This is a genomic window from Frankia sp. AgB1.9, from assembly GCF_016786355.1.
Lineage (GTDB): Bacteria > Actinomycetota > Actinomycetes > Frankiales > Frankiaceae > Pseudofrankia.
The window spans coordinates 1-18,497 of sequence record NZ_JADWYX010000107.1 but is presented as its reverse complement, the minus strand read 5'-3'; the positions used below and the strand labels follow the sequence as shown (position 1 = coordinate 18,497).

15 protein-coding genes are annotated in these 18,497 nt (G+C 72.5%); 8 read left to right on the top strand and 7 right to left on the bottom strand.

Going from position 1 to position 18,497, the window contains the following annotated elements:
- Positions 1-92: 92 nt before the first annotated feature.
- Positions 93-1,100 (bottom strand): glycosyltransferase family 2 protein, encoded by a 1,008-nt coding sequence (locus tag I6A60_RS31620; RefSeq protein ID WP_203021572.1) that lies wholly within the window; start codon positions 1,098-1,100, stop codon positions 93-95.
- A gap of 223 nt (positions 1,101-1,323) precedes the next feature.
- Between I6A60_RS31620 and I6A60_RS31615 the strand changes: the two genes are divergently transcribed.
- Complete coding sequence (locus tag I6A60_RS31615) at positions 1,324-2,364, top strand: NAD(P)-dependent oxidoreductase (RefSeq protein WP_203021573.1); 1,041 nt, start codon at positions 1,324-1,326, stop codon at positions 2,362-2,364.
- 53 nt (positions 2,365-2,417) lie between these two features.
- On the opposite strand, the gene I6A60_RS31610 is transcribed toward I6A60_RS31615, so the two are convergent.
- Positions 2,418-3,623, bottom strand: a complete 1,206-nt coding sequence (locus tag I6A60_RS31610) for a glycosyl transferase (protein WP_203021574.1) — start codon at positions 3,621-3,623, stop codon at positions 2,418-2,420.
- A gap of 229 nt (positions 3,624-3,852) precedes the next feature.
- Between I6A60_RS31610 and I6A60_RS31605 the strand changes: the two genes are divergently transcribed.
- From I6A60_RS31605 to I6A60_RS31595, 3 genes are all read left to right on the top strand, one after another.
- The gene (locus tag I6A60_RS31605; RefSeq protein WP_203021575.1) at positions 3,853-5,181 is read left to right on the top strand and encodes a nucleotide sugar dehydrogenase; all 1,329 of its coding nucleotides are present in this window, start codon (positions 3,853-3,855) and stop codon (positions 5,179-5,181) included.
- Entirely contained in the window at positions 5,163-6,050 is an 888-nt protein-coding gene (locus tag I6A60_RS31600; RefSeq protein ID WP_203021576.1) for a glycosyltransferase, read from the top strand. The genes I6A60_RS31605 and I6A60_RS31600 overlap by 19 nt, the downstream gene beginning before the upstream one ends.
- A 294-nt stretch (positions 6,051-6,344) precedes the next feature.
- Complete coding sequence (locus I6A60_RS31595; protein WP_203021577.1) at positions 6,345-9,128, top strand: aconitate hydratase; 2,784 nt, start codon at positions 6,345-6,347, stop codon at positions 9,126-9,128.
- A 75-nt stretch (positions 9,129-9,203) separates the two neighbouring features.
- Here I6A60_RS31595 and I6A60_RS31590 read toward each other — a convergent pair whose 3' ends face one another.
- Complete coding sequence (locus I6A60_RS31590; protein ID WP_374113428.1) at positions 9,204-9,626, bottom strand: type II toxin-antitoxin system VapC family toxin; 423 nt, start codon at positions 9,624-9,626, stop codon at positions 9,204-9,206.
- Positions 9,619-9,891: a type II toxin-antitoxin system Phd/YefM family antitoxin gene (locus I6A60_RS31585; RefSeq protein ID WP_203023604.1), complete on the bottom strand. Its 273-nt coding sequence runs from the start codon at positions 9,889-9,891 to the stop codon at positions 9,619-9,621. The genes I6A60_RS31590 and I6A60_RS31585 overlap by 8 nt, the downstream gene beginning before the upstream one ends.
- Before the next feature lie 290 nt (positions 9,892-10,181).
- On the opposite strand from I6A60_RS31585, the gene I6A60_RS31580 reads away from it, so the two are divergent.
- Entirely contained in the window at positions 10,182-10,988 is an 807-nt protein-coding gene (locus I6A60_RS31580) for an inositol monophosphatase family protein (RefSeq protein WP_203023606.1), read from the top strand.
- Between the two features lie 27 nt (positions 10,989-11,015).
- Here I6A60_RS31580 and I6A60_RS31575 read toward each other — a convergent pair whose 3' ends face one another.
- On the bottom strand, positions 11,016-12,545 hold the full coding sequence (locus tag I6A60_RS31575) for a VIT1/CCC1 transporter family protein (protein ID WP_203023608.1): 1,530 nt from the start codon (positions 12,543-12,545) through the stop codon (positions 11,016-11,018).
- A gap of 209 nt (positions 12,546-12,754) precedes the next feature.
- On the opposite strand from I6A60_RS31575, the gene valS reads away from it, so the two are divergent.
- Together valS and I6A60_RS31565 are read left to right on the top strand one after the other, a co-directional pair.
- Entirely contained in the window at positions 12,755-15,433 is a 2,679-nt protein-coding gene (valS, locus tag I6A60_RS31570) for a valine--tRNA ligase (RefSeq protein WP_307873957.1), read from the top strand.
- A gap of 407 nt (positions 15,434-15,840) precedes the next feature.
- Positions 15,841-16,362: a gamma carbonic anhydrase family protein gene (locus tag I6A60_RS31565; RefSeq protein WP_203023610.1), complete on the top strand. Its 522-nt coding sequence runs from the start codon at positions 15,841-15,843 to the stop codon at positions 16,360-16,362.
- Positions 16,363-16,397: 35 nt separating this feature from the next.
- On the opposite strand, the gene I6A60_RS31560 is transcribed toward I6A60_RS31565, so the two are convergent.
- Positions 16,398-17,126, bottom strand: a complete 729-nt coding sequence (locus tag I6A60_RS31560; RefSeq protein WP_203023612.1) for a DUF3710 domain-containing protein — start codon at positions 17,124-17,126, stop codon at positions 16,398-16,400.
- Positions 17,127-17,288: 162 nt separating this feature from the next.
- Entirely contained in the window at positions 17,289-17,816 is a 528-nt protein-coding gene (gene dut, locus I6A60_RS31555) for a dUTP diphosphatase (RefSeq protein WP_203023613.1), read from the bottom strand.
- A gap of 287 nt (positions 17,817-18,103) precedes the next feature.
- Between dut and I6A60_RS31550 the strand changes: the two genes are divergently transcribed.
- The gene (locus I6A60_RS31550; RefSeq protein WP_203023614.1) at positions 18,104-18,406 is read left to right on the top strand and encodes a DUF4235 domain-containing protein; all 303 of its coding nucleotides are present in this window, start codon (positions 18,104-18,106) and stop codon (positions 18,404-18,406) included.
- Positions 18,407-18,497 lie beyond the last annotated feature (91 nt).

The following is an 18,497-nucleotide window of genomic DNA, read 5'->3' as shown; positions in this document are numbered from 1 at the left end:
CCGTCTCCTCTCTTTCCGCGCGGGTTCTTCCGGGCACGCCTGAGGACTGGCCAGCCGTCGGCGGGCCCGGCGACCACGTCGCCGGGGAGGGCTCAGACCGCGGCCTGAGCCCAGTGCGTCGGACGGGGCTCGTCCGGCAGCGGGGAGTCGACCGGCGGCAGCGGTCCGACGCCGTCGATCAGGCCGCGTCCATACGACCGCCAGAGGGAGAGCCCTCGTCCGTGCGCCAGGTCCGAGGCCAGGTAACGGGGTAGCGCGAAGAACGTCAGCCAGAGGGCGGCCGCGCGAGCCCGCCAGGGTTGGCCGTGGACGCGCGCGAACCAGAGGCGGTTGCGCACCGTGTAGTAGGCGTACGCGTTGCCGGGGACGGTTCCGCCGCCGGTGTGCCATGCCTGGTAGGGGCTGACCATGACCCGCCAGCCGGCGGCGGCGGCGCGGCGGGCCAGGTCGGTCTCCTCGTAGTAGAGGAAGTAGCGGGTGTCCATGGGCACCTGGCGGTGGCACTCGGCTCGCACGAAGAGGATCGCGCCAGTGACGAACGCGACGTCCGCCGGCTCTGGGCGCCCGCGGCGACGGCGGCGCGACACCGTGAACACCGGGGTCAGGCGGTCCGCTCCGGGGTGAATCCCGTCCGCGTTGAGCAGGGTGGGTCCGACGATGCCGACGCCGTCGCGGGAGATGAGAGTGAGGCAGGCCGCGACCGTCTGCTCGGGCAGCAGCACGTCATTGTTGAGCAGCAGGTAGACGTCGGTGTCCTGCACGGCGTCAGCGCCAAATCGGAAGCCGCCGGCGAACCCGAGGTTGGCGGTGGGGACGAGCCAGCCGGCGGCGTCCGGCAGATCGCCTGGGCGGGGACTGCCATCGTTGGCGACGACGACCACGTCCGTCACGGCGGACATGTCGGCGAGCCGGCGGGCAAGCTCGACGGTCGGCTCGGTCGGCCCCCAGTGCACGATGACGGCGGTGGTCCGCAGCCCGCGCGCGAGTGGGTCGCGGGCCTCGACCGCATGGTCGACGACCGGCGGATCCGTCGCGTCCGCCGTACCCGGGGAGCGCTCGCGGCCGTCGACCTCGGGCGGGGAGCTCGTCCGCAGGCTCATCGCACTTTGGCCCTCCAGGCGGGACACTCGAATGTGTCACTGAATGTTTACTGTCAGTGATCGAGCCTAGGCTATCTGGCCGTCGGTTCGGGACTTGCCGGCAAGCGTGTCGCGTGCCGGCCGCGACGCTCGGCCGCGAATGCAATCACGTGACTACTCTATGTGGCGACACCGTGAAGGGTGTCCACGCCGGAAGCCCCGAGACGATCAGAGGAGCAGCTGGATGGCCAAAGTCGCGGTGTTTGGCGCCACCGGATTCGTCGGGCGAGCGGTAGCCGAGGCGATCACCGCCTCAGGTGACCTCGTGACGTCGTTGCCTGCCAAGCGGCTGCGTGTCGAGCCGAGCCGCGTTGTCGAGCTGGCGGACGCCCTGGCGGTGAAGGCCGCCGGAGACGAAGCGGCGAGACGGACAGGCACGTCGCCGGCGCCGGGTTCCGATACGGCCTTCGGTCGGGTGCTCGAGACCGGACTCGTCGAGGACGGGCTCGTCGACGAGGTGGCCCGCTCGCTGAACGGGCACGACGTCGTTGTGAACGCGGCCGGGCTGCCCGACGCCACGGCGCCCGCGACTCGTGAGCTGTTCGGCGCGAACGCGCTGTGGCCCCTCGTCCTGGGCCTCGCCTGCGAGCGTGCCGGGGTCACGCGGCTCGTCCAGGTGAGCACGGCGGCGGTCCAGGGCAGGATCCTGGTCCTCGACGACAGCCCGCGGTATGCGCCGGTCAGCCCGTACGCGGAGACGAAGGCGCTGGGGGAGCGGCTGCTCACCTGCCTCGCCGGGACCGGCCGGCTGCAGGTCACCCTTTTCCGCCCGCCGTCGGTGCACGGACCCGGACGGGATCTCACGCGCGCTTTCGCCCGGTGGTGCGACCGTTTTCCGTTGGTCGTCAGCGGACGCGGGGACCAGCCGGTTCCGGTGGCTCTGATCGGCAATGTCGCGGCGGCGCTCGTGGCGCTCGTAGCGGCCGACGACCCGCCGCTGATCGTGTCGCACCCGACTGAGGGACACACGGTCCGCTCGCTCTACGAGTCGTTCGCGCCGGGCCGGCGGATCTGGTCCCTCCCACCCGGAGTGGTCCGTGCGGTCCTGCGCACGCTGGAGCCCGTGGGCCGGGTCTTCCCTCCGGCGGCGGCCGCGAGCCGGCGACCTGAGCTGCTGTTGCTGGGCCAGGCGCAGGCACACAGCTGGCTTGAGGGCCAGCGGTTCGTGCTTCCGCTCGGGCGCGCCGAGTGGGCCGAACTCGCCTGCCGTAGCCGCGCGATCTGATCCGATCCTCGCGGTGGTCCGAGCGCGGCCGACCCGGTCGAGGCTGACCCGGATCATTGCTTCACGGTGCCGGCGGATCGCTCCGCGGGTGCTCGCTGCGCCGGAACGGTCAGCGTGGCGTCCGCTGTTTCCCCTGCCGGTTCGCCGGCCCTGCCGTCCGGCGACAGGTCGGCCGGGCCGGTGGCGGAGCGGTCGGCCGGAGCTGGGGAAAGGGTGCGGCCGGGGGCCTCGACGGCGCCCCGGCGCGTGGCCACCCGCCGGGGGGCGCCGAGGTAACGGGCCACAAGGAAGCAGATCATCAGGTCCGCGCAGACTCGGACCGGCACCGCCACCCTGGCGGCGCTGACCAGGCCGAGCCCGGCGCAGAACGCGGCGAGCACGCCGGTGTACCCGGCGACCGTGGTGTGCGACCACCCGGCGGTCACCAGCCGCTGATAGGCGTGGCCGCGGTGCGGGAGGTACCAGCGCTCACCAGTCCGGATCCGGCGGACCAACGTCGTCGCCGTGTCGGCCAGGTAGAGCACGACCGGCGCCGCGACCGCCTCGACCGGCACGCCGGACACCGCCGCCTGCAGCGCGAGCGCGGCGATGGCCCCACCGATCGCGTAGCTGCCGACGTCGCCGAGGAAGACGAGCGCCCGCGGCACGTTGAACGGCGCGAAGCCGAGCGCGGCGCCGGCGAGCACCGTGCCGCCCGCGACCAGTGGCGGGCTGTGGTGCACCGTGCCGACCAGCGCGTATCCGACCCCGGCGACGGTCGCCTGCGTCGCGGAGATGCCGTTGACGCCGTCCATGAAGTTGAAGGCGTTGACGAATCCGGTGATCCACACCGGCCCGATGACGACCGCTGCCGCCACCATCCCGAGCCCAGGTCGGCCCGTGCCGATCGCGACGCTCACGGCCGTCATCGCCGTGACGGCCGCCGCGGCGAGGGTCTGCAGCGCGAGCCGGCGCAGCGGCGCGATCCCGCCGATGTCGCCGGCGACGTCCTCGGCCAGCCCCAGCAGGCCGAACAGGGTGACGGCCAGCGTCATCGGCAGCAGGTCGGGGGCGCTGGCCCGTCCACTGGTGAGCACCGTGAACACGACGCCCGAGAACAGCCCGAGTACCACGGCGGCGCCACCGCCGCGCGGCGTCGGGCGGGTGTGCAGGGTGCGCTCGTTGGCGATGTCGAGCACCGACAGCCGGCGCATGTAGGCGATGACGAGGGGCGTCGCGGCCAGGGTGACGACGCAGGCCGCGAATCCGGCACCGACCATGTATTCCTCCATGCGGGGAAGCTGGACGGAATGGCTCCGCGCTCGGGCCAAGGTTCGTCACGCAATGTAGTCCCGCGACCGCGCCCAACCGGGTGAGGCGAGGGGGAGTGTCCCGACCGGGTGTGACACAGCGTGATGATGTCGGTGGGATAGGTCGGAGCGGCGCGCCGGAGGGCGACACGGGCGAGAGTTACCTCGCCGTAGGTGTTCGTTCGATAACAATCAGCCCATGGAGGAGCTCGGGAAGCTGGTGGTGGTCGACCAGGGGCACGTGGGTCTGCCGCTGTCGATGCGCGCGGCCGAGGTGGGGTGGCGGGTCGTCGGCCTCGACGTCGACGAGCAGCGCGTCGCGCGGCTCGCGACAGGGGAGTCCTGCGCCGACGACGTCAGCGACGCGCAGCTGCGGGACGCGCTCGACGGTGGCCGCTACCGGCCGGCGGCCTCGTACACCGGTGCCGAGGGATTCGACGTCGCGGTCGTCACCGTCCCGACGTCGCCGCGCGAGGGAACCCCAGGCCTCGCCGCGGTCACCGAGGCCGCTCGTGGTCTGGCCCCGTACCTCCGGGCGGGGGCCACGGTCATCCTCGAGTCCACGACGTACCCGGGCACGACCGAGGAGCTGTTCGGCCCGACCCTTGAGGCCGGGTCTCGGCTGGTCGCGGGCCGGGACTTCCGGCTCGGCTACTCGCCGGAGCGCCTCGACCCGGGCAACAGGACCTGGCGACTGGCGAACACGCCGAAGGTCGTCTCCGGCGTCGACCGGGCCTCGCTGGCCGCCGTCCAGGGCTTCTTCGACACGATCGCGGCCCGGACCGTCCCGGTCTCGTCCACCCGGGCCGCCGAGCTCGCCAAGCTGGTGGAGGGCGCCTTCCGGCAGGTCAACATCGCGCTGGTCAACGAGCTGGCGATGGTCGCCGGCGAGCTCGGCGTCGACGTCTGGGAGGCGATCGACGCCGCCGCCACCAAGCCCTACGGGTTCATGCGCTTCACCCCCGGCCCGGGCGTCGGCGGCCAATGGCTGCCGCTCGACCCCTCCGGGCCGCCGTGGCAGACCGGTCGCGGCGCCGGGCGCTCCTTGCGCTTCCTGGAGCTGGCCCGCGACATCAACGACCAGATGCCCGATTACGTCGTCCGCCGCGCCGGCCAGCTGCTCAACGACCGCGGCCGGCCGGTGCGCGGCAGCCGTGTCCTGCTGCTCGGCCTTTCGTACAAGCGGAACACCGGTGACGTCGGGGAGTCGCCGGCGGTGCGGATCGCCACCCTGCTGGCCCGGCTCGGCGCGGACGTCCGGGCCGCCGACCCGCATGTCGACCCGGCCCAGGTCGGTGCCCCGGTCCGGCTGGTCGAGCTGGACGAGGCCGAGCTGGCCGCCGCGGATCTCGTCGTCGTCCTCGTCGACCACGATCTCTTCCCGCGCGGCCTGGTCAGCCGGTTCGCGCGCGCGGTGCTCGACACCCGCCGCTGGCTGCCGCCGGGCCCGGCCGTCCCGGCCCAACGGCGCGCCCCGGACGCGGAGAGCCTGATCGTCCCGGCGTCCGCGTGGGTGGAGTCGCTCTGAACCCGACCGAGCGCGGGCCGGACGCCGCCTCTGTCATCCCGCCCACCGGGGGCCCAGCCGGACCGGCTCCCGCCGAGACGCCTGCGACCCCGACCGTCCCGCGGCCGTCGGCGCCCGGAGCTCCCGTCGCCGCGCCGCCCGCCGGGGCGCCCGCGCAGCCGGCCACCGGGACGGCGGCGCCCGGTGTCGCGCCGCCCCTTGACCTCGCCCTGTTCGGAGTCGCGATCGCCGCGCGCGGCCGCCCCGGCCGGACCGGTGCGGAGGAGGCCGCCTGGACGGTGCTGCACCTGGGTGCGGCCGACGACGAGCACGGCCGGGCCAGCGCGATCGACCTTCTCGCCGCCCTGCGTCACTCCGGCCAGCCGGCGCGGCTGCGTCTCGTCGGCGCGCTGCCGCAGGCGCAGCGCGGCCGGCTGCTGGAGCGGGCCACCGCGGCGGGCGTGGTCGGTGCCCTCGACCTGGTCGGCGCGCGTGCGCCGCACGAGATCGCGCGGTTGCTCGTCGAGGCGGCCCTGCTCGTCGTCCCTGCCCCGCCCGCCGCGCCACGCCGTGGTGCCAGGGGAGCGGGCTCGACGCCGGACGGCGGGGGTCTCGTCGCCGTCGTGCTGGCCGGCTGCGCCGCCGGGACGCCCGTGCTCGCGCCGGATCTGCCCGAGACGCGCCCGTTGGCCGCCGAGCTGCCCGAGGTGACGCTGATGGCGCCGCGGGCGCCGGTCGAGACCTGGGCGCGGGCGGCCGCCAGTCCGCTGCCCGTCCCGCCGACCCCGGACGAGCGCTGGACCGCGCTGCGGCGCCTGCGCCGGTCGTCCTTCTGTCAGGACCGCCCCGCGCTGGGCGACGAGTCCGCCGCGGGCCCGGCGCGAGGCTGACCGCGCCCAGCCGGGATCTGTGACCTTTCTGATAGCCGGGGTCCCGCCGTGACTGGACCAAGCCCCTGGTCGCGGTCGGCGCTATAGTTAGCAGAGCTAAGTAACTCGGTGATGATGCGACGGTCACCCCGTCCGCCGAGGTGTGGGCAGCCGGCCTGGGAGTGCCAGGATGGGCGCGGGGCGGTGACCGACCGGCCCCTGTTCGACCGTGCCCTCCGCCGGCCCAACCGGCTGGGCGGTGCGCCGAGTCGACGGAACGCGGCGCGTTGGGTGTGACAGAAGGAGACGACAAGCATGGACAGCTTCGGGAGCACCGGAGAGCTGGTAGTAGGGGAGCGCGCCTACACCATCCGACGGCTGGACGCGGTGCCCGGTGCTGACCGCCTTCCATACAGCCTGAAGGTGTTGCTGGAGAACCTGCTGCGCACCGAGGACGGCGCGAACATCACCGCCGACCACGTCAGGGCGCTGGCGAACTGGGACCCGAAGGCCGAGCCCAGCCAGGAGATCCAGTTCACCCCGGCTCGGGTGATCATGCAGGACTTCACCGGTGTGCCGTGCGTCGTCGACCTCGCCGCGATGCGCGAGGCGATGGTCGCCCTCGGCGGCGACCCGGCGAAGATCAACCCGCTGGCGCCGGCCGAGATGGTGATCGACCACTCGATCATCGCCGACCACTTCGGGCGCCAGGACGCGTTCGACCTGAACGCGACGCTGGAGTTCAGCCGCAACCGGGAGCGCTACCAGTTCCTGCGCTGGGGCCAGGCCGCGTTCGACAACTTCACGGTCGTCCCGCCGAACACGGGCATCGTCCACCAGGTCAACCTGGAGTACCTGGCCCGCGTGGTCTTCACCAAGCAGACCGCCGAGGGCACGCTGGCCTACCCGGACACCCTGGTCGGCACCGACAGCCACACCACCATGATCAATGGCCTGGGCGTGCTGGGCTGGGGCGTCGGCGGCATCGAGGCCGAGGCCGCGATGCTCGGCCAGCCGGTCAGCATGCTCATCCCGACCGTCGTCGGCTTCAAGCTGACCGGTGAGCTGCCCGCCGGCACGACCGCCACCGACATGGTCCTGGTCATCACCGAGCAGCTGCGCAAGCACGGCGTCGTCGGCCGGTTCGTCGAGTTCTACGGCGAGGGTGTCACGTCCGTCCCGCTGGCCAACCGGGCCACGATCGGCAACATGAGCCCGGAGTACGGCTCCACCTGCGCGATCTTCCCGGTCGACCAGGAGACGCTGAACTACCTGAAGCTCTCCGGCCGCCCCGCCGAGCTGATCTCACTGGTCGAGGCGTACGCCAAGGAGCAGGGCCTCTGGCACGACCCGTCCCGCGAGGCCGACTACACGACCACGCTGGAGCTCGACCTCTCGACCGTCGAGCCGTCGCTGGCCGGCCCGAAGCGGCCGCAGGACCGGGTGCCGCTCGCCTCGGCGAAGCCGAAGTTCCGGGTCGCGCTCGCCGACTACGCCAAGGCCGTCCCGCTCGCCGCCGGCGGCGCGGACGAGGCCGACTCCGAGTCGTTCCCGGCGTCCGACTCGCCGACCGCGATCGAGGACAAGCCGTCGGACTTCCCGGCCTCCTCGAACGGGATCGCCGGCGACGTGAAGGGCCGTCCGTCGAACCCGACCGCGGTGACACTGGCCGACGGCACCTCGTTCTCGATCGACCACGGCGCGGTCGCGATCGCCGCGATCACCTCGTGCACCAACACCTCGAACCCGCAGGTCATGATCGGCGCCGCGCTGCTCGCCCGCAACGCCGTCGAGAAGGGCCTGACCCGCAAGCCGTGGGTCAAGACCACGCTCGCGCCCGGGTCCAAGGTCGTCATGGACTACTACAACCGCGCCGGGCTGGTGCCGTACCTGGAGAAGGTCGGCTTCAACCTGGTCGGTTTCGGCTGCACCACCTGCATCGGCAACTCCGGCCCGCTGCAGGAGGAGATCTCCGCGGGGATCAACGAGGGCGACCTGGCCGTCGTCTCGGTCCTGTCGGGCAACCGGAACTTCGAGGGCCGGATCAACCCGGACATCAAGATGAACTACCTGGCGTCCCCGCCGCTGGTCGTCGCCTACGCCCTTGCCGGCACGATGGACGTCGACCTGGTGAAGGACCCGCTGGGCCACGCGCCGGACGGCAGCCCGGTCTACCTGCGCGACATCTGGCCGACCGAGGCGGAGGTCGCGGCGGTCGTCGCCGAGGCGATCACCTCGGACATGTTCGAGCGTGACTACGCCGACCTGTCCGGCGACGAGCGCTGGCAGTCGCTGCCCGTCGGCTCCGGCGGTGAGGTCTCGCAGACCTTCGACTGGGCACCCGACTCGACGTACGTCCGGCACCCTCCGTACTTCGAGGGCATGGCGAAGACCCCGGCCCCGCGCACCGACATCGTCGACGCCCGGGTGCTCGCGGTCCTCGGCGACTCGGTCACCACCGACCACATCTCGCCCGCCGGCAACATCAAGAAGGACTCGCCCGCCGGCCGCTACCTGACCGAGCACGGCGTCGCCGCCGGCGACTTCAACTCCTACGGCTCGCGGCGGGGCAACCACGAGGTCATGATCCGCGGCACGTTCGCCAACATCCGGCTGCGCAACCGGCTTGCCCCCGGCACCGAGGGCGGCGTCACCCGCCACCTGCCGGACGGCGAGCAGATGGCGATCTACGACGCCGCCCAGAAGTACGCGGCCGACAACGTCCCGCTGGTCGTGCTGGCCGGCAAGGAGTACGGCTCCGGCTCGTCCCGCGACTGGGCAGCCAAGGGCACCGCGCTGCTGGGCGTCCGGCTCGTCATCGCCGAGTCCTACGAGCGCATCCACCGGTCGAACCTGATCGGCATGGGCGTGCTGCCGCTGCAGTTCGCCCCGGGCGACTCCGTCGAGTCCCTGGGCCTCACCGGCGAGGAGGTCTTCACGGTCACCGGCCTCTCGGAGATCAGCGAGAAGACCACCACCCTGACCGTCCAGGCCGGCGACAAGTCCTTCGACGCCGTCGTCCGCATCGACACCCCCGGCGAGGCGGACTACTACCGCCACGGCGGCATCCTGCCCTACGTCCTGCGCTCATTGATCTGAGGCCTGGCGCGCTAGACGGGGCGGGGCCGGGGAGCGAGGCTCCCCGGCCCCGCCTTTTCGAAGAGCGTCGTGGCGTCAGGGGTGGCTGACGGGCACGACTTCAAGCATGCGCTCCAGTCCCGCGAAGTCCTTCGGATTGACCGTGAACAAGGGCAGCTGGTGCGCGATGGCGACACAGGCGATCAGAAGGTCCGCGAGGCGGCCCCGTGGATCGCGGTTGACGGCGCGGACGGCGGCGTCGACCGGACCGTACTGACGGGCAGCTGAGACGTCGAAAGGAAGCGTGTCGAACGCTGCCTCAGTCCGTCGCAGACGGCCGACGCGGGTCGCTCGCTCAACTGGATCCTTCGCTACGTGCGGCCCGGCAGTGAGCTCGGCTAGCGTGATCGCGCTGATCAAGCCCTCCCGAGGAAGCTGACCCTGGGTGAGTACCGGCATGTGGATGATCACGTTGGTGTCCAGCAGGCCGCGACTGTGGAGACTGACTGGCTCATTCACTGATCAGGCCCCGGCCGTCGAACTCGTCAAGGTCCGCGAAGAACTGGTCTGCGTCCATGGTTGGTTCGTTGGCGAACGTCGCCAGGATCTCGTCCATCGGCACGAACTTCGATCGGCGTGCCGGCGTGAGCTCCGCGATGGGATCGCCGTCCCGCGTCACGACGAAGGTCTCGCCGCTCTCGACCGCGCGCAGGATGTCACCGGCGTCGTCCCGCAGCTCTCGTTGGGTGATCCTGCGGGGAACGTGCTCGGTCACGACGCTCATGGTACCTCCAGGTGCAATGGTGAATACGCTGCGCAACGAAAGGGTTGACTCGGACACTGTTGGGTCATACAGTACTTAATGGATCACGGCCGTGGCAAGACGGCGAGATCGAGAGGCGACGGAGGTTGGCGCCGGTGCGCTGAACCGCCGGGCCATCCCTGAGAACGCCGCGTGCGTGGGCGGGCTCACAGCGGGCGGGGATCGGGGCCGGCTCTCGTGTTCAGGTCGGGTTGGCAGGATGGGCGCGGGCCGGGTGGCCGAGGGGGCAATGGGTGGTGAGGAGCGGCGGGATGGCTGATCGGCCGGGGGCTGAGGAACTGCTGGCGCTGGCGGTGGAGGTCGCGACGGAGGCGGGGCAGCTGGCGCTGCGCGGGCGGGCCGGGACGGTGGCGGCCGAGTCGACCAAGTCGTCGCCGACGGACGTCGTCACCGCGCTCGACCGGGCGTCCGAGGCGCTGGTCGCGAAGCGGCTGCTCGAGGCCCGGCCGGACGACGGGATCCTCGGCGAGGAGGGGGCCGACGCGACCGGGACGTCCGGGGTGCGCTGGATCGTCGACCCGATCGACGGGACGGTCAACTTCCTCTACAACCTGCCGAACTGGGCCGTGTCGCTGGCCGCCGAGGTCGATGGCGAGGTCGTCGCCGGAGTCGTGTACGCGCCGGCCCTCGGGCGGACCTACACGGCGCTGCGTGGCGCCGGGGCGGCGCTCGACGGCACCCCACTGCGGGTCTCGGCGGTCGAGAGCCTGGACATGGCTCTGATCGCCACCGGGTTCGGCTACACCGTCGAGCGTCGGACCGCCCAGATCAACGTGCTGACGAGGGTGATCCCGAAGGTCCGGGACATCCGGCGGATGGGCGCCGCGTCGCTGGACCTGTGCTCCGTCGCAGCAGGCACGCTGGACGGCTACTACGAGCGTGGCCTGAAGCCCTGGGATCACGCCGCCGGCGGCCTGATCGCCACCGAGGCCGGTGCCGTCACCGGCGGCCTCGACGGCGCCCCCGGCAGCGAGGCCCTCTACATCGCCGCACCACCCGCGATCTTCGGCTTTCTCGTAGACCTCCTCGCCGCGGAGCCCCGCGCCGACCGCGGCTAGTCACCGCCAGAGGGCTGCTCTGGCTGCTCAGGCTCCGCTGATGCCGAGCAGACCGCCGATGCCGAACGCGGCCGCGGCGGCCAGCCCGCCGACGAGCAGTTGCCGAGTGGCGCCGCGCCGAGGCGGGTCGCCGGCCAGCAGGCTCAGGCCGCCGCCGACGACAGCCAGGGCGATAGCCGTCAACAGCACCGCGGTGACTGCCGCCGCGGTGCCGGACGCGACCAGGAACGGCAGCACGACCACCAGAGCGCCAGCCGTGAACGACGCCGCGCTCGCCGCCGCCGTCGCCCACGGCGAGCCCAGCTCGTCCGGGTCCAGTCCCAGTTCCTCTCGGGCGAGGGTGTCCAGCGCCGTCTCGGGATTCGCCATGATCTTGCGCGCGGTCTCCTCGGCCTGCTCCTTCGGTAGCCCCTTCGCCTGGTAGAGCAGCGCCAGCTCGTGTTCCTCCCCAGCGGGGAAGTGGCGCAGCTCGTCCTCCTCGCGGCGGATCTCGGCGGCGAACATCTCCCGCTGGCTCGACACCGACACGAACTCGCCGGCCCCCATCGAGAACGCCCCCGCGAGCAGCCCGGCCACCCCCGCCAGCAGGATCGCTCGGCTCGGCGCCCCGGAGCCGATGAAACCGAGTACCAGCGCGGCGTTCGACACCAGCCCGTCGTTGACGCCGAACACGGCCGCCCGCAGCGCCCCGGACCGGTCGCCACGGTGCCAGCGCTCGCTCGCCCCGATCCCTCCGCCCGCCGCCTGTCGCACCGACATCGTGGCCAGCATCCGGGCGTGGTGTCGTTCCTGTTGCCGCATGCCCGGGGCGGCTGCGATCTCATCGTCGTAACGGCCCGCGCTGGCGAGCTCGCTGGCCTCCAGCATCGGCAGCACGGCGGACAGCGAGAACCAACGGGCCAACAGGATCACGATGCGCAGCCGCAGGCTGCGCCGGTGGCGACGGGCGGAGGGAACGGGCTCACCGAGCGCGCGCAGGTGGTCTTCCCAGTGACCGGCGTGCTGGTCTTCCACGTCAGCGAGCTCGCGCAGCACCTCGCCCCGCGGGCCGTCGCTGACCTCGGCGAGTTCCCGGTACATAGCGGCGGACTCGCGCTCGGACGTCAGGTAGACCCGGAAGCGGTCGCGCGAGGACACCGGGTCGCCCCGCCGGCCATCGCCCCGCTGGCCGCGGCCCCACCGACCGCTTTCGAAGGCATCCCACTCGTCATCCCACGCCGTGTCCGCGCTCTCCGTCGGAGGCTGTGCGGCGGGCGGGAAGAGTCCCGGCTCGGCCGTCGTCGTCCAGTCCTGGGCGTACGGCCATCCATCCGGGCGGATCGGGCCCGTGCTCGGGTCGGGCGGAGCGGCCGGCCTCGGTGCGGTTCCCGCCGCCGGACCGGAATACTGCCCCCACGCCTCCATTGGGGCTGCCGAGTGCGGAACCGCGATCGGCCCGCTCGGTGTGTTGATGAAGATGTACGGCTCTGCCTCGGGCCCACCGCCCGAAGGGAATTGGACCTGGGGCGCAGGGGGCGGAACGGCCGCCCACCAGTCACGGTCATCACCGACGGTCATCCGATGAACCGTCCTCGTATCGGAGCCCCGCTCGCATCGGAGCCGTTCTGCCCCCACCGAGCGGGATTTTAGGGACATTCGGGCAGATCCAGACAGGGCCCCGCGAGATCTTTGTTTCGTCGTAGTGACGGACGGGACGGCGAGGTGGCGGCAACCGCCAGCAGCGCACCGGCTGATTAACAGCTTGCGATCACCCGTAAACTTGCTACGTGAGGTCACCAGACGAAGCTCAGGCGACGGCAGTGCGGCCGGCCCGGGCCATCCCAGCGAAGCCGAGTCTCGACGGGGTCGAGGGTCGCTGGTCGACGGTATGGCGGGACGAGCAGACGTACCGGTTCGACCGCACGGTCGACCGCGAGCGGGTCTACTCGATCGACACGCCGCCGCCGACCGTGTCCGGCTCGCTGCACGTCGGCCACGTCTTCTCGTACACGCATACGGACCTGATCGCCCGCTACCAGCGGATGCGCGGCCGTGAGGTCTTCTACCCGATGGGGTTCGACGACAACGGCCTGCCGACCGAACGGCGGGTGCAGAACTACTACGGGGTGCGCTGTGACCCCTCGGTCTCCTACGACCCCGAGTTCGTCCCGCCGGCGAAGCCGGGCAAGGACCAGGTCCCGATCAGCCGGCGCAACTTCGTCGAGCTGTGCGAGAAGCTGACGATCGAGGACGAGAAGGGGTTCGAGGACCTCTGGCGCCGCCTCGGCCTGTCCGTCGACTGGACGCACACCTACGCGACGATCGACGCGCGCTCGCGGGCCGTCGCCCAGCGGGCGTTCCTGCACAACCTCGGCCGCGGCAACGCCTACCTGTCCGAGGCGCCGACGCTGTGGGACGTCACGTTCCGCACCGCCGTGGCCCAGGCCGAGTTGGAGGACCGGGAGCGGCCCGGCGCGTACCACACGCTTGGCTTCGGGAAGTCGTCCGGCGACGGCGAGGTGATCATCGAGACGACCCGCCCGGAGCTGCTGGCGGCCTGCGTCGCCCTGGTCGCGCACCCGGAGGACGCCCGCTACCAGGCGCTGTTCGGTAAGACGGTGCGCACGCCGCTGTTCGGCGTCGAGGTGCCCGTCGTCGCGCACCGGCTCGCGGACCCGGAGAAGGGCTCCGGCATCGCGATGATCTGTACGTTCGGTGACCTCACCGACGTGATCTGGTGGCGCGAGCTGAACCTGCCGGCCCGCGCGGTGATCGGTCGCGACGGCCGGCTGCTCGCCGACCCACCGGCGGCCATCGACAGTGACGCGGGCAAGGCCGCGTACGCCGAGCTCGCCGGCAAGGCGGTGGGCGGCGCACGCACCCGGATCGTCGAGATGCTCACCGAGTCCGGCGCCCTCAAGGGCGAGCCGCGGCCGATCAGCCACCCGGTGAAGTTCTACGAGAAGGGCGACCGGCCGCTGGAGATCGTCTCCACCCGGCAGTGGTACCTGCGCAACGGCGGCCGTGACGAGGAGCTGCGCGCAGCGCTGCGCGCACGCGGCGGCCAGCTCAACTGGCATCCGCAGCACATGCGGGTCCGCTACGAGAACTGGGTCGACGGCCTCAACGGCGACTGGCTGGTCTCCCGGCAGCGGTTCTTCGGCGTGCCGTTCCCGCTCTGGTACCCGCTGGACGCCGACGGCGAGCCGCGGTATGACGCTCCGATAGTGGCGGCCGAGGCCACCCTGCCGGTCGACCCGTCGACCGACATCCCGCCCGGCTACACGGCCGAGCAGCGTGGCGTGCCCGGCGGGTTCGAGGGCGACCCGGACGTCATGGACACCTGGGCGACGTCCTCGCTGACGCCGCAGATCGCCGCCGGCTGGATCGACGACCCGGACCTGTTCGCCAAGGTCTTCCCGATGAACCTGCGCCCGCAGGCGCACGAGATCATCCGTACCTGGCTGTTCTCGACCGTGGTGCGCAGCCACGAGGAGCACGACTGCCTGCCATGGTCGGACGCGGCGATCTCCGGGTGGATCCTCGATCCGGACCGCAAGAAGATGTCGAAGTCCAAGGGCAACGTCGTCACCCCGATGGGGCTGCTGGAGGAGCACGGCTCCGACGCGGTCCGGTACTGGGCGGCTTCCGGCCGGCCGGGCACCGACACGGCGTTCGACGTCGGCCAGATGAAGATCGGCCGCCGCCTGGCGATCAAGATCCTCAACGCGAGCCGGTTCGCGCTCGGGATCGCCGCCGGCTCGGACCAGGCCGCCGGTGGGCCGGCCGGGGCCGACGCCGTGTTCGCCGGCCACGCCGTCGGGGACGCGTCGGCCGAGGCGACGGCGGCCGCGGTGACCGAGCCGCTCGACCGGGCCCTGCTGGCGACGCTGGCAGACGTGGTCGACCAGGCGACGGCGGCCTTCGACGGCTACGACTACGCCCGCGCGCTAGAGGTCACCGAGTCGTTCTTCTGGACGTTCTGTGACGACTACGTCGAGCTGGTGAAGGGCCGGGCCTACGGCGGGGCGGGGGAGGCCGGGGCCGCGTCCGCGCAGGCGACGCTGGCGGTGGCGCTCTCGACCCTGCTGCGGCTGTTCGCGCCGTGCCTGCCGTTCGTCACCGAGGAGGTCTGGTCCTGGTGGCAGGCCGGCTCGGTGCACCGTGCCCGCTGGCCGCAGGCCCCGGAGCTGCGCAAGCTGGCCGAGTCCGCGCCCGCGCGCCAGCTGGAGATCGTCGGCACGGTCCTGTCGGCGGTGCGGCGGGCCAAGTCCGAGGCGAAGGTGTCGATGAAGGCCGAGGTCGCGTCGAGCCGGGTCACCGCCGAGCCGGACGTGCTGGCACTGCTGGAACCGGTGGCCGGTGACCTGCGCAACGCCGGCAGCATCGCCGAGCTGGTGCTGGTCTCGGGCTCCGGCGAGATCGCCGTCGCCGTCGACCTGGCCCCCAAGCCCGCCGCGGTCTGACCGCTCGCCCTCGGCGGGCAGCGGTAGCCGGTGCTTGATCGCCGTTTGAGCCCTCTGGTGGTCGTGGATGCGGCATTTCCACGACCACCAGAGGGCCGAACTAGCGATCATGGGCTCCGGTGGCCGCGAGCGCCGGGCCGTGCCTGCGTGTGCCGGCCCGGGCCGGGCCGGCTTCCCGGTCCGTCGCGCTGTGGCCATCAGAGTCCTCGGGCGATCGACGCGCCAGGTCGCTGTGACCGGCGTCGCGGTGGGCAACCGGGCGGCGAGTGCGGCATCAGCACCGTCGTTCGCGGGAAGATGACCGGGGATGCCAGGTTCTGGCAGTTCACCGTCAGCAATCGCGCCGCCGGGGCGCCGGCCAGCGGCAGTGCCGTGGCCCGCGGCCGGGGCAGGTCTTGGAGGCAGCCTTGGCTATCTACGCGCTCGGGGACCGGATTCCCGACATCGACCCGTCGGCGTACGTGCATCCGGACGCGACCGTGATCGGGTCGGTGACGATCGGTCCCGAGTCGTCGATCTGGCCGCGGGCCGTCCTACGCGGTGACACCGGGCCGATCATCATCGGCGCCCGGACCTCGATCCAGGATGGCACCGTCGTGCACACCACGGCTCTGCACCCGACCACCGTGGGCGATGACTGCGTGGTTGGCCACCTGGCTCACCTGGAGGGCTGCGTGGTGGACAACGGAGCCCTGATCGGCTCCGGCTCGATCGTGCTGCACAACGCCAGGGTCGGCACCGGCGCGATCGTCGGGGCGGGCGCGGTCGTCAGCAACAACGGCGTCGTCCCGCCCGGCGCGATGGCGCTCGGTGTCCCGGCGAAGATCCGCGAGGGCGCGGCGAACGCGGCGGGCATCGCCATGGCCGCCGAGCACTACGTCGAGAACGGCAAGCTCTTCCGCGCGGAGCTGCGCCGCCTGGACGGCTGACCGCCTGGACGGCTGAGCCAGCCCCGCGCCTCGGGTCAACGCAGCTCGGCGATGCGGGCGCCGGGAACCGGCATCTGGGGGCGGCCGGAGGTCGAGTCGGTGCCGGTGCCCCGCGGGTCGTCGTCCCCCTCGCCGCCCTCGACGTGGTCGGTGACCTCCTTGGGCAGCTTCAGCGGCAGCGGGTCGCGCACGGGCATCGCCTCGTCGCCGCGGACGACGACCAGCCGGCGCAGCGTCTCCTCCAGCAGCGGTGCCTCGCGCGGGTCCATCGCGCCCGGCCCGGTCATCACGGCGCGCACGAACCAGCGCGGCCCGTCGACGCCGATCATCCGGCCGGGGACGAGCTGCCCGGGCACCGGGGTCGGCAGCGCCAGCTCCAGCTCACGGCCGTGACGGCCGTCCACCGTCCGCGGCGCGCCGCCGGTGGACTCCAGCTGCTCGACGATCTCGGCCCGGACGTCCTCCCACAGGCCACGGGTCTTCGGCGCGGCGAACACGGCGAGCTCCATGGCGCTCTGGCCGTCGGCGATGACGACGCTCATCGGCCGGCCGGTGGCCTCCTCGACCTGGAACTGGATCTGGACGCCCTCCAGCGCCGGCACCCGCAGGGCACCGACGTCCAGACGCTGCACGTCGTCGCGCGGCGCCTTGGTGACGTCGTAGGGGCCCTCCGGTTCGCCGGTGAAGTGCTCGCCGGACTCCAGCTCGTCGTCGTGGAACGCGGCCTCGTCGGCCTCCTGCCTGCGGCGGCGCCCGAATGCCATGGCCTTTCCTTTCCTGCCGTGCCTGGGTAGCCGAGCCGGTCAGCCCGGGTCATGGATCCACCGTGGAACCGATCGCACCGGGTGCCCTGCCTGATGGTCCTCGGCAGGGCCGGGGTGACGCCCCGGGGGCCCGTCGGGGCCGCTGGGAAGCCGGCCCGCGGATCAGCGACCAGGGTGACCCGACGTGAAGCCTCCGGTCGACCCGAAGCCTCCGGCGCCACGTGTCGATGCCGGCAGCTCGTCGACCTCGCGGAAGGCGGCGTGCTCCACCCGCTGCACGACGAGCTGGGCGATCCGGTCGCCCCGGGACAATCGGATCGGCTCGGTCCGGTCCGTGTTGAGGAGAATCACTTTGATCTCTCCACGGTAGCCGGCATCGACGGTACCGGGTGCATTGACCACGGAGAGCCCGTGCCGCGCGGCCAGCCCGCTACGGGGATGCACGAAGGCGGCATACCCAGCCGGGAGCGCGATGCTCATCCCGGTGCCGACGACCGCGCGCTCCCCGGGGGCGAGCGTCACGTCCGCGGCGGCCACCAGGTCGGCGCCGGCGTCCAGCGGCTGCGCGTAGGCCGGCAGCGGAAGCCCGGGGTCGAGCCGTCGGACCAGCACGTCGACCGTCGGCTGCCCGGCGCCGTCGGCCAGCTCGGCCGCGGCCACCAGGCCGGGGGAGGGGTCGAGAGCGGTCATGGCGGCTCCTGGGGGACGTCGGGGTCGGCGGCTGGGACGATACTGGTGATGCGGTCAGTGACCAGCTGGGCGTGACCGGAGGACCGTGGCCAACTGACGATGACGGCCTGACGGTGCCGGGCTGGTCGTGACGAGACGACCGTGACGAGATGGCCGCGACCCTACGGGCGTGACCAGCTGGGTAGGTACCGCGACGGCGTGGCCACCGTCCGCGGCCGGACGGGTGAAATCGCCGCGAACGGGCACAGCGGATGACAGACACTGCTGCGGACACAGAGGGGTGCGCGTTGGCTGGACCGATTTCCAAGGTCGGCTGGAAGATCGTTGGAGGGGCGGCAACCGCCGCGGGTGGCGCCGCGGCAACCAGGACTGTCGACCTCGCCTATCGGAAGGTCCGCGGCGGCGAGCCGCGGCTGGACCCGGCGCACCCGGACACAACCTGGCGCGAGGCGATGGTGTGGGCCCTGGTCACCGCCATCGCGGTCACCTTGGGCCGGCTCGCCGCCGAGCGGCTCGCCGCCACGGGCTGGGTCCGCGCGACGGGAGCGCTACCGCCGGGCATGGAGGCGGCGGTCGAGACCCTCGACTGACGCCTGCTCCGGCGCGGCGCTGGACGGCCGCGCCGGCCAGCGGCGGGGGGGGGGGGGGGGGGGGGCGGCGCGGCCCCGGCGCCCGCCGCGC

Coding starts and splice junctions, on each gene's coding strand:
- I6A60_RS31595 (WP_203021577.1), top strand. CDS start 6,345: ATGGACAGCTTCGGGAGCACCGGAGAGCTGGTAGTAGGGGAGCGCGCC.
- I6A60_RS31560 (WP_203023612.1), bottom strand. CDS start 17,126: ATGGCATTCGGGCGCCGCCGCAGGCAGGAGGCCGACGAGGCCGCGTTC.
- I6A60_RS31620 (WP_203021572.1), bottom strand. CDS start 1,100: ATGAGCCTGCGGACGAGCTCCCCGCCCGAGGTCGACGGCCGCGAGCGC.
- I6A60_RS31580 (WP_203023606.1), top strand. CDS start 10,182: ATGGCTGATCGGCCGGGGGCTGAGGAACTGCTGGCGCTGGCGGTGGAG.
- I6A60_RS31575 (WP_203023608.1), bottom strand. CDS start 12,545: ATGACCGTCGGTGATGACCGTGACTGGTGGGCGGCCGTTCCGCCCCCT.
- I6A60_RS31610 (WP_203021574.1), bottom strand. CDS start 3,623: ATGGTCGGTGCCGGATTCGCGGCCTGCGTCGTCACCCTGGCCGCGACG.
- I6A60_RS31585 (WP_203023604.1), bottom strand. CDS start 9,891: ATGAGCGTCGTGACCGAGCACGTTCCCCGCAGGATCACCCAACGAGAG.
- I6A60_RS31615 (WP_203021573.1), top strand. CDS start 1,324: ATGGCCAAAGTCGCGGTGTTTGGCGCCACCGGATTCGTCGGGCGAGCG.
- dut (WP_203023613.1), bottom strand. CDS start 17,816: ATGACCGCTCTCGACCCCTCCCCCGGCCTGGTGGCCGCGGCCGAGCTG.
- I6A60_RS31605 (WP_203021575.1), top strand. CDS start 3,853: ATGGAGGAGCTCGGGAAGCTGGTGGTGGTCGACCAGGGGCACGTGGGT.